Origin of the sequence: Pseudomonas sp. NFACC51 (assembly GCF_900103575.1) — a bacterium.
GTDB classification, from domain to species: Bacteria; Pseudomonadota; Gammaproteobacteria; order Pseudomonadales; family Pseudomonadaceae; genus Aquipseudomonas; species Aquipseudomonas fluorescens_Q.
Genome location: NZ_FMXH01000009.1, coordinates 67,402 through 80,505 on the forward strand (window position 1 = coordinate 67,402; position 13,104 = coordinate 80,505).

Genomic DNA, 13,104 nt, shown 5'->3' on the forward strand with positions numbered 1-13,104 from the left:
CGAAGCGGAAATGGTGCAGAGGAGATTTGATCCTACTGTGGGAGCAAAGCTTGCTCGCGAAACAGACGCCTCGATCTCTGAAAGACCGCAGTGCCTTCATCGCGGGCAAGCCTTGCTCCCACAGTGAAAATAAATCCCCTCGCCACCGGGTTCCGTTTCAGGCGTGCTTTTGCAACCCGACAACCGTACGCGGCATGCCCACGAACCCGGGCAAGGCTTCGATCCGCGCCAACCAGGCCCGCACATGGGCATAGTCCTCCAACGACACATTGCCTTCGGGTGCGTGGGCGATGTAGCTGTAGCCGGCGATGTCCGCGACGGTCGCAGCGTCACCCGCCAGATAAGCACGGTTGCTCAATTCTTGATCAATGACTTTCAGCACGTTGTGGGAACGGGCAATCACGTCCTCAGCGTTGTAGGCCGCGCCAAACACCGTGATCAGTCGCGCCGTGGCCGGGCCCGCGTGGATCGGCCCAGCCGCCGCCGACAACCAGCGCTGCACCCGGGCGGCGCCAACAGGATCGGTCGGCAGCCAGCGGCCCTTGCCATATTTGTGCGCCAGGTACACCAGGATCGCGTTGGAGTCCGCCAGCACCACGCCGTCATCGTCAATGACCGGCACCTGGCCAAACGCATTGAGCGCCAGGAAGTCCGCCTGTTTGTGCGCGCCCTTGGCCAAGTCGACGAAGACCTCTTCGACCGGTAGCCCGAGCAACGAAAGCATCAATTGAACGCGATGGGAATGGCCGGACAGCGGGAAGTGATAGTGCTTGATAGGGTTCATGGTCGACTCCGCAGGAAGTGACGCCATCAGCACAACGGCGTCGATGGGGTCATCTTCCGCTCCAGGCAAAACCAAGAGAATCACCCAGAAATGCAATCCATTGTTTCAGCCAGCGAAACAATGCTTCAACCGCTTAAGGCCGGATGTTCGCGCAGTGCACCGACGACGAAATCGACAAAACTGCGGACCCGCGCCGGCGCATTTCGCCCGCCCTGGTACACCACATGGATCGGCAGAGGCGGCAATTCAAAATCGGCCAGGACGATTTCCAGTTCCCCGGCCGCCACGTTGCCTGCCACTTGGTAAGACAGGACCCGCGTCATCCCCAACCCCTGGCAGGCGGCGGTGATCGCGGCCTGGTTGGCCGTCACCACCAGCCGAGGCACGGGCCGGACGGCCAACGGTTGGCCTGAATCGATGAAGGTCCAGCTTTTGACCTGGCCAATGGCCGATGATGCCACCACGGGCATTCGCTCCAAATCCTCCGGATGCCGGGGCCGCCCGTGGCGTGCGAAGAAATCCGGGGCGCCGCACACCACTCGCCGTACTTCACCGACCCGCACGGCGTGCAGGTTGCTGTCCGGCAGTTCGCCAATGCGCAGGGCAACGTCGATGCCCTCCTCCACCAGGCTGACCGTGCGGTCCAACAGCAAGGCGTTGATGCAGACCTCGGGGAACCGGTGCAAGTAATCCACCAGCAGCGGCGTGACGAACAACTGACCGAACAGCACCGGCGCGGTAATCGTCAACTGCCCACGGGGTTGGACGTGGCTGCCGGCCGCTGAATCCTCGGCTTCCTGCAAGTCGCTCAGGATCCGGCGACTGTCCTCGAGAAAGCGCTGGCCGGCTTCGCTCAAGTACACGTTGCGGGTGGTGCGCACCAGCAATGGCGTGCCGATGCGTTGCTCCAACGCCGCCACCGCCCGTGTGACGCTGGCCGCCGACAGCCCCAAGCGCCGCGCTGCCGCCGAAAATCCCGACTCCTGGGCCACGGCGAGGAAAACCTGCATTTCCTGGAACCTGTCCATCCATCCCCCGATGAGAAATCCTGATACAAGTTTTCTGCGCGTCTCAAAGCAGCGCTACGCGGCCATTGTAGAGGCCTGGGCCAGTGAACCACAGCGTAGCGCAGCCAGACACCGGGACATTGGCTCGGCCAGGGGCAATTGCCCTTGGTACCATCCCTTTCCATGACAATTTCATGACCGAAGGAAGGAACCTCCTGTGAGAGCGGGCTTGCTCGCGATGGCGTCAGTCACACACTGGCACACCGCTATCGCGAGCAAGCTCGCTCCCACAGGGTGAGTGTGTTGCTCAATGGATTGGCTTCAACGAAAGGCCTGTTTCTTGTGAATATTCTCTACCGCGCTTTAAACCACCCCCGCGCCGCCCTCATCGCCCTGATTGGCTGCGTACTACTCGTCCCCATGGGCCTGCGTCTCGCCCTGGGCTGGTCCGACCCGCTAGGTTATCTCTCGGACCTGGGTATCGGCGGGTTGCTGATCGTGCTGCTCCATCGCCGTCCTGGGTGGCTGGCGTTCCCGGTATTGCTGGCTTGGAGCGCGTTGACCCTGGCCAGCATCGAGCTGGTCAGCGCGGTCGGGCGGATGCCCAATCCTTCGGACATTCATTACCTGATCGACCCCCAGTTCGTTGAGAACTCCAGCAGCGGTGGCTTCGCCCATCCCTGGCTGGCCGCGCTCCAGCTGTCCGCGCTGGTGTCCTGGCTGGTTACTCAATGGACCAGCCGCCCACGCCAGGCGCCACGCTTGCCTCGCCACGCCTGGGCCGTGCCCGTGTTGCTCCTGTTGGGCCACGGCGCGCTGCAAGCCTGGCGCCCCAGCGAGGCGGACCAATGGAGCGTGTTCAACCTGCCTCACCAACTCATCACCGCAGGTATCGCCGCCGGGCAGGACCAGGCCCGGCAATGGCTCGACGGCGATGCGGTGGACCCGGCCCCACCGATGGAGGGGCTGACCCGCCTGGACCTCGATGGCAACAGACTGTTGGCCGAACCGGGCCGTGCGCGCAACGTCCTGGTCATCGCCCTGGAGGGCATTCCCGGTGCCTACGTTGGGGCCAACCGCCAGGCCTTGAAAAGCAGCTATCAGGAGAACCTGATGCCGCACCTCAGTGCCTGGGCCGAGCGCGGCATGAACACACCCGATTACGTCCTGCACAGCCACCAGACCATTCGCGGCCTCTACGCGATGCTGTGTGGCGACTACGACAAGCTCGATAACGGCACGCCCAAAGGCGTCGAAATGCTCAACCAGACCCAGCGCAACCAGGCCTGCCTGCCGGCCCAGTTGCGCCAGAACGGCTTTTCCACGCATTTCCTCCAGGGCGCGGGCCTGCGGTTCATGGCCAAGGACCGGATCATGCCGCACATCGGCTTCGACACGACCTTGGGCATGGAGTGGTTCACTCGCCCCGCCTACCTGGAATTCCCTTGGGGCATGGACGACAAGACCTTCTTTGAAGGCGCGCTGGACTACGTCGGGCAACTGCAACAAGCGGACAAACCCTGGATGCTGACCCTGCTGACCGTGGGCACGCACCAGCCCTACTCGGCGCCGGATGACTACCTGCAACGCTACGACACCGCCAAGCAGGCAGCGGTAGGTTACCTGGACGATGCCCTGGAAAACTTCCTCGCGGGCCTGGAGCGCCAGGGCATCCTGGACAACACCCTGGTGGTCATCACCTCGGACGAATCCCATGGCATCGACGACGTGCGGCTGGCCTCGTCCTGGGGATTCAACCTGACGCTGGCGCCGGAGCCGTTGCCCCGGATCAAGTCAGGCACCTACGGCCACGTCGACTTGACCGCCTCGATCCTCGATTACTTCGGCTTTACGGTGCCCACATCGTTATCCGGTCGCTCGATGTTCAGGGACTACCCAACGGGTCGGGAAATCATGTCGTTCACCAACGGCAAGCTGCGCTACCACGACGGCAAGGGTACGTTCACCGAGTGCGATTTCCTCCAGCATTGCCGTTACTACACCAGCGAAGGCTTCATCGCCGACCGTGCCACCTATGGCGGGCAATACAGCGGCCAGCGCGCCAGGCTGATCGGCGCCCGGGCGACGGCCCTGGACCAGACGCTGTTGCGCACTCCCTTGAACCAGCACTATCAATTCGGCAGTACGAATAAAATCCCGCTGCCGGCCCAGGTCACCAACGACTGGACCGACAACCTGATCGGTGCCCAGTACCTGGAAATGCCCAAGGGTTCGCAGACCCGCGTCAGCCTGACCATCCGCGCCGTGGACGCTGACCATGCCGCCTACATCTCCCTCAAGGCCAAGGAGTTCGAGCAGGATGTGTCGATGGACCTGCCGACAGACGTGGCGGTGACACCCGACCAGCCGCTGGTGATGAACCTCCGTTTCGACAACCCGCAGCAGCGCAAGGCGTTTTCCTTCCATCTGCTCGGTCATGGCGTCGGCGCCATCGAGATCAGCGACTTCAGCGTCGTGACCGAACTGCCGGACCAGACCGACCAGCCGCAATACCTGGACGATATGCAGGAAGACCGCGAGGCCCAATCCAGTTGAACAAAAAACGCGCAGCCATGGCTGCGCGTTCTAATGTTCGGCTCGTGCTTGATCAAGACTTGATCAATTGCATGATTTCGAATGCGTTCAATGCAGCACCCCGCAGTAACTGATCACCACTGATAAACAGGTCCAGCCCGTGCTCGCCGTAGATCAGGTTGTAGCGAATCCGCCCGACTTCCACCGCATGCTTGTAGGTGGAGGTCATGGGCATCGGATAAGCGCCGAACTCGGGCTCATCCACCACTTCAACCCCCGGCGCCGCGCGCAACAAATCACGCACCTGCGCCAATGACTGGATGGGCTTTTTGAAGCGCAGGCTCAGGCTCTCGGCATGGGAACGCAGGGTCGGCACCCGCACAGCCGTGGTGCTGATAGCCAACCCCGGTTCGTCCAGGACCTTGCGCAGCTCCCAGACCACTTTCATTTCTTCACGGGTGTAACCATTGGCTTCGAACGAATCGACCTGGGGAATCACGTTGAAAGCCAGGTTATGGGCGAAGTGCTCGCTGTCATCACGGTCGCCATAATCACTGAAGGACTTGGCCTTCTCTCGCAGTTCCAGCATCGCCGGCTGCCCCGCACCGCTGGCGGCCTGATAAGTGGAAATGATCGCACTCTCCAACCCGAAGGCCTGATGCAGCGGCCCTAGCACCATCAGCGCAATAGCCGAGGAGCAATTGGGGTTGGCGATCAGTTTTTCGCCCTTGTAACGCTGACCGTTGATGGGCGGCACCAGGAGCGGAATCGCCGGGTGATAACGGAAGGCCGAGGAGTTATCGATGACGTAGGCGTTTTCAGCCAGACGCTCGCCATACTCCAGGGCGAAGGCCCCGGAGACACACAGGAAGACGATGTCGCACGAGGCGCACCCCTCGACCGAAAAGGCTTCGATCAGGTGCTCGACCTGACCCACCTTCAGGCGCTTGCCCGCCGAACGGCCAGAGGCCATGCACACCACTTCATAATCGGTATTTTCAAGCAATTGCAGCATGGTCATGCCCACTGCACCGGTGCAGCCCACCACGGCGACTTTCTTCATTTCGATTCCTTATCCTGAAAAACCTGCGCCATTCCCGGAAAGTGACAGCGCTGCGGGTATGTCATGCCGTACGCAACTGCGCGGACACGTTGGCGGCTGCCGCTGCACGCTGGGCCCGGATGGAGTTCCAGGTAAACAACGCAAGCGCCAGCCAGATGAACGAAAATGCCGCCAGTTTCAATGCTGAAACCGGCTCGCCATAAACGAACGCAGCCAACAGGAAGTTGCAAATGGGCGGCACAAATTGCAGGAAGCCCAGCGCGATCATCGACAGCTGCTTGGCGGCCAGGCTGTACCACCACAGGGGCAGTACCGTGATCAGCCCCGTGGCGACCAGCAACAGGTCGCGAGTGCCTGACTGCAGGAATTGATGGCCCACGCCGTGGGCCTGTGCCAGCAGCAGGAATACCGCTGCAAACGGAAGCAGGACTGCGATCTCGAGCGTCTGGATAACCACCGGGTCGCCCGGGACCTTCTTCTTGAAGAGGCCGTAGAAGGAATAGCAAAAACCGATGACCAGGGCGATCCAGGGGAAGGAGTGCAGGTTCAGCAACTCGAACGCCATCAGCGTCACGCCCGCCACGGCCAGGAAAATGGCCCAGGTCTGCAAGACGCTGAGGCGTTCCTTGAAGACCAGGCGTGACACCAACATGCTCATGATCGGGCTGAGGAAATAGCCGAAGGCAACCTCCAGCACTCGCCCCGTCATGATTGCGTAGATGTACATCAGCCACCACAGCCCTAATACCGTAGAGACCGTCAGCACGTTGACCGGGCGAACCGTCTTAAGCGTGGAACGCAAGGTTGAGACTCGTGCGGTCAGCAAGACCAGTGCAACGAGAAACAGCTCGGCAAACACCACCCGCCAAGACAGCAGATGGTACGCGTCGAGCCCGGCCAGCGGTTTGTACCAAAGCGGGTAGGATCCCCAAAGCAGCGTAGCGCCGAGCCCGAAAGCCACGCCTTGTCCGGATTCATTTCTGGCTGTCATGGGCCACCTCGGTGTTGAAAGCGCGCATAGCGTTATCCACAACTATTGGGGAGAAGAATGCGCGTGATTGTCGGTTGTTCGGCAGCCGAGGAACGACGGAAACTGACAAGGCGTGCCTTGGCAGCCACCCGTTCCGGGCCGACATCGGTCATGCTGCTGTCACCGTCACAAGGCGCAGCCAGCCTGGGTGTTGCCAGCGATTGTAGGAGGGCGGGACAGTCCGCTACAGTGCGGCAGACGACAATAAACGGTAGCTTTACGCCAAATGCTGACACCTCCAGGAACAGTGGCCATCCTCGCCTACGAAGGCCTTTGCGTATTCGAATTCGGTATCGCCCTGGAGATATTCGGCCTGCCGCGTCCGGAACTGGACATTCCCTGGTACACCCATCAAGTCGTGGCCGTCGATCAGGGGCCGATGCGTGCGTTCGGCGGCCTGCAGATTGGCGTCGACGCCGGGCTCGAGGCACTCGAAACCGCACGCACCATCATCGTTCCCGGTTGGCGCAGCCGTCAGGAGCCGCCTCCCGAAGCCCTGTTGCAGGCCTTGCGCAAAGCCCATGCCCGCGGCGCACGCTTGCTATCGATCTGTTCGGGAGTATTCGTCCTCGCAGCCACCGGCCTGCTCGACGGCGAAACCGCAACCACCCATTGGCAATTTGCCCAAGAGCTTGCCGAACACTACCCGCTGATCAACGTCGACCCGAACGTGTTGTATGTGGACGCCGGGCAATTGATCACTTCAGCCGGAAGCGCGGCGGGCATCGACGCCTGCCTGCATCTGATTGCCCGCGACTGCGGCACCCACGTCGCCAACTCGGTGGCCCGGCGCCTGGTCATGGCCCCACAACGCACCGGCGGCCAGGCCCAATTCATCGTCGCGCCCGTGAGCAAGTCGCCACGCAATGAACTAAGCGGTGTTTTGCAATGGATTCGCGAAAACCTGGATCAATCCCCCAGCGTGGGCGACATGGCCGCCCGCGTCGCCATGAGCGAGCGCACCTTCCTGCGACGCTTCATCGAGACGACAGGCCTTGCACCCAAGGCCTGGCTGCAACAGGAGCGCCTCAACCGGGCACGGGAACTGCTGGAAAGCACCGACCAGCACACAGCCAGCATTGCCCAGGCTTGTGGGTATCGCTCGGTGGAAAGTTTCCGCGCAGCCTTCCGCAACGCTGTGGGTTTGCCACCCTCCGCCTACCGTGAACGGTTTGGCAGACGTGAAGCCAGTCCCCAGGCAGCCCTGAAGGCTAATCCAGCAACCGATGCAACTTGGCGTACTGCAACAGCATGATGGTCTTGCCGTCGCAAATCTCACCGCGCTCGATCATGTCCAGGGCCTGATCGAGCGACATTTCCAGCACTTCGATCTCTTCACCCTCGGCTTCCAGGCCGCCGCCTTCGTGCTGCTTGTCTTCGTCGAAATATTCGCCGACGAAAAAATGCACCCGCTCAGTCACCGAACCCGGACTCATGAAAGCGTCGAACACTTTGCGCACGTCCTGGATGATATAGCCGGTTTCTTCCTGGGTTTCCTTGCGGATGCAGGTGTGCGGGTCGTCGTTATCCAGCAGGCCGGCGCAAGTTTCTATCAACAAGTCGTCGTGCCCGTTGACGAAGGCCGGGAAGCGGAATTGCCGGGTCAACACCACGGTCTGCTTGGCCTTGCTGTACAGCAGGATGGTGGCGCCGTTGCCACGGTCGTAGGTCTCGCGCGTCAGCTCGCGCCATTGGCCGTTGCGGCCGAGGTAGTCGTAGGTGGTCTTGCGCAGCACGTACCAATCATCCGAGAGGACTTCGACGTGCTTGATGCGTACGCGATCCTTGATGCCGATTGCCTGTGTCATTTACCCACTCCGTTCGGGACCCGAGGTCCCCTTTGAAAACTCCATTCGCACCTCTTTCAGGCTCACAAGAAAACTCACGATGGCCCATCGTTTTTTCTAGTTCGACAAAATCTGTCCGCTCATTAAATCTTCGACCAGCCCTGAGCCTGCGGGGATTCCATCAATAAAAAAGAAACCGGACGAGAATTCCTCATGGGCATCAATCTGAAATTTGGCCACAAGATTCTTCTGGGTGCCTGCGTCATCGTGATGGCGGTATTCCTGTCTTTCTCGTTGTTCAACGACCATCGCCAGCAAGCCAGCACCCGCGAAGCATTGCACCGCAACCTACAGGCCACCGGCCAGTTGCTGGGCGCGAACCTCGACAGCTGGCTGGCCGGCCGCATCCTATTGATCGAAGGTGCCGCCGAAACCATCGCCGCCGATCCCACCCCGCAGACCATCGGCGCAATTCTCTCCCAGGACATCATTACAAAGACCTTCATCGCCAGCTACGTCGGCCTTGAAGACAGTCGTTTCTTTATCCATCCCGAGCGGGTAATGCCCGACGGGTATGATGTTCGCCAGCGCGCCTGGTACAAAGACGCGGCTCGCAGCCTTGAACCCGTGCTGACCGAACCCTACATCGGTGCCGGTATTGATTACCTGATCATGACCCAAGCGGCGCCGATCAAGGTCGATGGCAAGGCCGTGGGTGTGCTGGGGGCGAGCCTGAGCCTGGAGCAACTCGCCAAAATCATCAATGCCGTGGACCTCAACGGCATAGGCTACGCCTTCCTGGTCAGCGACGACGGCAAGATCCTGGTGCACCCGGACAACACACGAGTGACCAAGACACTCGCCCAAGCGTTCCCCGAAGGCCCGCCGAGCATCAACAGCGCCTTGAATGAAGTGCAGGAAAACGGCCGAACGCGGATCGTCACTTTTACACCCATCAACGGCCTACCCTCGCTGCATTGGTCCATCGGACTTTCAGTGGATAAAGACAAAGCCTACGCCGTACTCCACGCGTTTCGCACTTCGGCGTTGGTCGCCACATTAATCGCCATGCTGGTGACCGTCGGTTTGCTCGGCCTGTTGATCAATGCCCTGATGCGACCATTACGCAGCATGGGCTCGGCCATGCAATCCATAGCCGATGGCGAAGGCGACCTGACCCAGCGCCTGCACAGCCTCTCCCGGGACGAGTTCGGCATGATGGCCGGGGGGTTCAACCGCTTCGTCGAACGTATCCAGCAGTCGATCCGGGAAGTCCTGGCGTCCAGTGTCCAGCTCACCCAATTGGCGGCACAGGTCAGCCAGGCGTCAAACGCATCCCTGAAAAGCTCTGACACCCAAGCGGCGCTGACCCATAACGTCGCCACGGCTATCAATGAGCTTGGGGCCGCAGCCCAGGAAATCGCTCGCAGCGCCGCTCATGCTTCAAGCCGCGCCTCTGATACCAGGGATCAGACCCAGGAAGGCCAGTCGGTGGTGCAGCGCAGTATCAGCGCCATGTCGCAACTCTCGTCGCAGGTGGTCAATACCCGCCAGGACATCGAAAGCCTGAATGAGAAAACGCTGAAGATCGGACGTATTCTCGACGTCATCAAAGGCATTTCCGACCAGACCAACTTGCTGGCCCTTAACGCTGCCATCGAGGCCGCCCGCGCCGGAGATGCCGGGCGCGGTTTTGCAGTGGTCTCGGACGAAGTCCGTACGCTCGCCCATCGCACCCAACAGTCCGCTCAGGAAATCCACAGCATGATCGAGGAACTGCAAGCAGGTGCCGGCAGCGCCGTAAGCGCCATGCTCGAAAGCCAGCGTCACAGCGACGACAACGTCACTACCGCCAGGCTCGCAGGCGAGCGACTCAATCGCGTGCTGATGGGCATCGGCGAAATCGACGAGATCAACCTGTCGGTGGCCACCGCCACCGAAGAACAAACCTCGGTGGTGGACAATCTGGATCGCGACATCAGCCACATCAATGACCTGAACCAGGAAATGGTCGGCAATTTGCAATCCACCTTGCAGGCCTGCACAGAACTGGAAAACCAGTCACGCCGCCTGCAACAAATGGTCAACACCTTCAAGATCTGAGGCTCATTCACAACCGGGTAGGCGGGACGCGGGGCAATGCGCGTTTGTGAGCCGTCTTGAAGTAGGCGCATTCAATGATCTGTCGCGCCTGGGGCGACACCTCTTCGCCCATCAGGTACCCATCGATTTCCTCGTAGCTGCAGCCATACGCCACTTCATCGAGCTTACCGGGTGCCAGGTCTTCCAAATCGGCGGTCGGTGCCTTGCGCACCAGGTTGGCGGGGGCGCCCAGCGTATCGGCCAACAATCTCACCTGAGTCTTCGTCAACCCGGACAACGGGGCCAGGTCGCACGCGCCGTCGCCAAACTTGGTGAAAAACCCCATCACCGCCTCCGCTCCATGATCGGTGCCAACCACCAACCCATTGCTCAGATTGGCAATGGCGTATTGCGCCAGCATCCGTGCCCGGGCCTTGGCGTTGCCTTTGGCAAAGTCGGTGAGCTCGGCGCTAGGATACAAGCCATCGATGGCGATACTGCCCATCAGACCGTCGACACACGCGGCGATATTGCTGGTGGTGATCACGTCCGGCCGGATGAAATCCAAGGAAGCCTGGGCGTCCTGCTCATCGGCCTGGGCCTTGTACGGCAGCCGGACTGCGATAAACCGCGCCGCGTAGTCCTCACCACGCAGTTGCTCCACCGCCAACTGGCAGAGGCGGCCAGCGGTGAGGGAGTCGACGCCGCCACTGATCCCCAGGACCAGGGACCTGCAACCGGACTCGCGCAAGATCTGCTTGATGAATTCGATCCGGCGGGCAATCTCGGTTGCTTCGCCACCCCGTGTGAGTTGACGGTCGATGCCCAGTTCCCGGGCAATGCGTTCTTGCACAAGCGTAGTCATATCAGGCTCCCAGCTGTGGATTGATCAGGGCGACGTTGAACACTTGGGCGGCGTACCGCAGAAACGAGGCATCCTCGCAGACGTTCTTGATCGGGTCGTCGGAGAACTTCACGACCGGCTCGCCGTGGACCCGCACCAGCTTCATGACGATGCTCAGCGGTTCGACGCCATCGACATCGCAGGCCAGGCTGGTGCCCATGCCAAAACCGAATCTGGCCTTGCCACGAACATGCCGCAGGATCGGCAGGCATTTTTCGAAATTGAGGCCGTCGGAAAACATCAGGTCCTTGGTGCGCGGATCGACGCCCAGTTCCTGGTAACGCTTGAGCACCTTGTCCGCCCAGACGATGGGGTCACCGGAATCCTGGCGCAGGCCGTCATAGAGCTTGGCGAAGTACAGGTCGAAATCCTTGAGGAAGAAGTCGGTGCTGATGCAGTCCGTCAGGGCGATACCGAGGCGGCCGCGATACTCGCGCACCCAGTTTTCCAACGCCGCGTTCTGGCTCTCGCGCAAGCGCCCGAGTTGCTGGTGCACCATCAGCCATTGGTGAGCCATTGTGCCAATCAGCGGGAGATCGAACTCGTAGGCCAAGTGAGCGTTACTGGTGCCGACAAAGACCCCAGGAAAATCGCTGCGCATAATATTCACCACTTCACGCTGGGCCCTGAACGACAGCCGCCGCCGGGTGGAGAAGTCTGAAACGCGAAACTCGGCGAGTTCTTCACGGCTGGCGTTTTTCTCCAGCCATTCGAACTTCTGATACAGCTTGCGGGTGACGTCGGCCAACTCGACCTCGGGGTATTTCTCGCGGTTGCGCAGTTCGCTGACCATCGCCAATACCGGTTGCTCGAACATGATGCAGTGCAACATCGGGCCACGGACGCGGATGTGCAGTTGGCCGTCGACTTCCGAAACGTGTATGTAGCGCAGATTGAAGCGAAACAGGCCGAGAAACTGTTCGAAGTCCGGTGTCAGGTACTCACGAAAACGCTTGTTGAACAGAAACCGCTGCTCTCCCTCACGCAGCTGCAGCCCGGCAAGCTTCTCCAACTCCACGCGAATGTCCGGGATCAGGTGACCGAGGCGCTCCTTGGAGCGGACGATGAATTGGTATTCCACCTCGACATTCGGGTGCTGGTGCAAGACCGCCTGCATCATGGTGAAGGTGTAGTAGTCGGTATCCAGAAGACTCTGGATGGTGCCGCTGCTTGAATCGAATGCGCTGTCCATGGCTCTTCCTTATGCGTTTGCCAGGCGGATGGTTTCTTCGCGGGTCAAGGCCACCGAAATCCCCGCTTGCTGCATGTCTTGGATGGCCTGGATGGCCCCCTCCTCACTGATGGCCCGGCAGGCCGGGAGGTGAATGATCACCTCGAAGCCAGCGGCGGCCAGTTGCAGAGCGGTGGTCTTGACGCAGAAATCCAGCGCCAGCCCGCCAACAATCACCTGCCGCACACCCAGGCCGTTCAGGTACTCGATCACCCCGGTGGACAGCTTGCCGTGCAGGTCGTGGTAGCACGCGCCGTAGGGGTGCAGATCCGGCTCGACGCCCTTCCAGACGAAATAGTCGTAGTCATAGGGGGTCGGCAATTGATCCAGCAGGGCGAAACCTTCGGTACCAGGAACGCAGTGGCTGACCCAGGTGATGTCGGCGTGTTCGAGCCCGGTCGGCACGAACATCTGTGCGTGATCGGCGACCACCCACGGAGCCAGGGGCGAATGGGCGTCCTTGCTGCCGATGCGGAGGCTGGCCAGGGATGCGACGAAATTCAGCTCACCGGCAATCTGGTCACCGCCCGGCACCGGAAGCTCATCGGGGCATAGCGGCGTAAAGCTCTTTTGCGCATCGACATCGAAGGAAGCGGTTTTCCGGGTCAGGCTGTTCATGCTGGGTTTCTCCTCTTCATGGCGATGAGAGTACACAAGATGTACTTTCATGACAAGCCACTC

At 60.8% G+C, this 13,104-nt stretch carries 11 protein-coding genes; 3 read left to right on the forward strand and 8 right to left on the reverse strand.

Going from position 1 to position 13,104, the window contains the following annotated elements; genetic code table 11:
* Positions 1 to 157: 157 nt before the first annotated feature.
* Positions 158 to 784 (reverse strand): glutathione S-transferase family protein, encoded by a 627-nt coding sequence (locus BLT00_RS18735; protein WP_092147582.1) that lies wholly within the window; start codon positions 782 to 784, stop codon positions 158 to 160.
* Positions 785 to 909: 125 nt separating this feature from the next.
* Positions 910 to 1,812 carry a LysR family transcriptional regulator gene (locus tag BLT00_RS18740; RefSeq protein WP_092147579.1) on the reverse strand — a complete coding sequence of 301 codons (903 nt, stop codon included), beginning with the start codon at positions 1,810 to 1,812 and terminating at the stop codon, positions 910 to 912.
* Positions 1,813 to 2,133: 321 nt separating this feature from the next.
* On the opposite strand from BLT00_RS18740, the gene BLT00_RS18745 reads away from it, so the two are divergent.
* Entirely contained in the window at positions 2,134 to 4,347 is a 2,214-nt protein-coding gene (locus BLT00_RS18745; protein WP_092147577.1) for an LTA synthase family protein, read from the forward strand.
* Between the two features lie 52 nt (positions 4,348 to 4,399).
* Here the strand turns inward: BLT00_RS18745 and BLT00_RS18750 are convergent, their stop codons facing one another.
* Together BLT00_RS18750 and rarD are read right to left on the reverse strand one after the other, a co-directional pair.
* Positions 4,400 to 5,389 (reverse strand): aspartate-semialdehyde dehydrogenase, encoded by a 990-nt coding sequence (locus BLT00_RS18750; RefSeq protein WP_092147574.1) that lies wholly within the window; start codon positions 5,387 to 5,389, stop codon positions 4,400 to 4,402.
* 61 nt (positions 5,390 to 5,450) lie between these two features.
* Positions 5,451 to 6,380, reverse strand: coding sequence for an EamA family transporter RarD (gene rarD / locus BLT00_RS18755; RefSeq protein ID WP_092147571.1), 930 nt, complete (start codon positions 6,378 to 6,380; stop codon positions 5,451 to 5,453).
* 265 nt (positions 6,381 to 6,645) lie between these two features.
* Between rarD and ftrA the strand changes: the two genes are divergently transcribed.
* Positions 6,646 to 7,674: a transcriptional regulator FtrA gene (gene ftrA, locus BLT00_RS18760; RefSeq protein ID WP_092147568.1), complete on the forward strand. Its 1,029-nt coding sequence runs from the start codon at positions 6,646 to 6,648 to the stop codon at positions 7,672 to 7,674.
* Here the strand turns inward: ftrA and nudK are convergent.
* A complete protein-coding gene (nudK, locus tag BLT00_RS18765; protein ID WP_092147565.1) occupies positions 7,631 to 8,227 on the reverse strand; it encodes a GDP-mannose pyrophosphatase NudK in 597 nt (198 codons plus the stop codon). The two genes, ftrA and nudK, sit on opposite strands and share 44 nt — an antisense overlap.
* Positions 8,228 to 8,419: 192 nt before the next feature.
* Between nudK and BLT00_RS18770 the strand changes: the two genes are divergently transcribed.
* Complete coding sequence (locus BLT00_RS18770) at positions 8,420 to 10,309, forward strand: methyl-accepting chemotaxis protein (protein ID WP_092147563.1); 1,890 nt, start codon at positions 8,420 to 8,422, stop codon at positions 10,307 to 10,309.
* 7 nt (positions 10,310 to 10,316) lie between these two features.
* Here the strand turns inward: BLT00_RS18770 and nadE are convergent, their stop codons facing one another.
* The 3 genes from nadE to BLT00_RS18785 are packed head-to-tail and all read right to left on the reverse strand — an operon-like array spanning position 10,317 to position 13,041.
* Positions 10,317 to 11,153: an ammonia-dependent NAD(+) synthetase gene (nadE, locus tag BLT00_RS18775; RefSeq protein ID WP_092147560.1), complete on the reverse strand. Its 837-nt coding sequence runs from the start codon at positions 11,151 to 11,153 to the stop codon at positions 10,317 to 10,319.
* 1 nt (position 11,154) lies between these two features.
* On the reverse strand, positions 11,155 to 12,384 hold the full coding sequence (gene pncB / locus BLT00_RS18780) for a nicotinate phosphoribosyltransferase (RefSeq protein WP_092147557.1): 1,230 nt from the start codon (positions 12,382 to 12,384) through the stop codon (positions 11,155 to 11,157).
* Between the two features lie 9 nt (positions 12,385 to 12,393).
* Complete coding sequence (locus BLT00_RS18785) at positions 12,394 to 13,041, reverse strand: nicotinamidase (protein ID WP_092147554.1); 648 nt, start codon at positions 13,039 to 13,041, stop codon at positions 12,394 to 12,396.
* Positions 13,042 to 13,104: the final 63 nt, after the last annotated feature.

Bases quoted from the DNA above. Each gene is read 5' to 3' on its own strand.
- pncB (WP_092147557.1), bottom strand. From the start codon at position 12,384: ATGGACAGCGCATTCGATTCAAGCAGCGGCACCATCCAGAGTCTTCTG.
- nadE (WP_092147560.1), bottom strand. From the start codon at position 11,153: ATGACTACGCTTGTGCAAGAACGCATTGCCCGGGAACTGGGCATCGAC.
- BLT00_RS18735 (WP_092147582.1), bottom strand. From the start codon at position 784: ATGAACCCTATCAAGCACTATCACTTCCCGCTGTCCGGCCATTCCCAT.
- BLT00_RS18740 (WP_092147579.1), bottom strand. From the start codon at position 1,812: ATGGACAGGTTCCAGGAAATGCAGGTTTTCCTCGCCGTGGCCCAGGAG.
- ftrA (WP_092147568.1), top strand. From the start codon at position 6,646: ATGCTGACACCTCCAGGAACAGTGGCCATCCTCGCCTACGAAGGCCTT.
- BLT00_RS18785 (WP_092147554.1), bottom strand. From the start codon at position 13,041: ATGAACAGCCTGACCCGGAAAACCGCTTCCTTCGATGTCGATGCGCAA.
- rarD (WP_092147571.1), bottom strand. From the start codon at position 6,380: ATGACAGCCAGAAATGAATCCGGACAAGGCGTGGCTTTCGGGCTCGGC.
- BLT00_RS18770 (WP_092147563.1), top strand. From the start codon at position 8,420: ATGGGCATCAATCTGAAATTTGGCCACAAGATTCTTCTGGGTGCCTGC.
- BLT00_RS18750 (WP_092147574.1), bottom strand. From the start codon at position 5,389: ATGAAGAAAGTCGCCGTGGTGGGCTGCACCGGTGCAGTGGGCATGACC.
- nudK (WP_092147565.1), bottom strand. From the start codon at position 8,227: ATGACACAGGCAATCGGCATCAAGGATCGCGTACGCATCAAGCACGTC.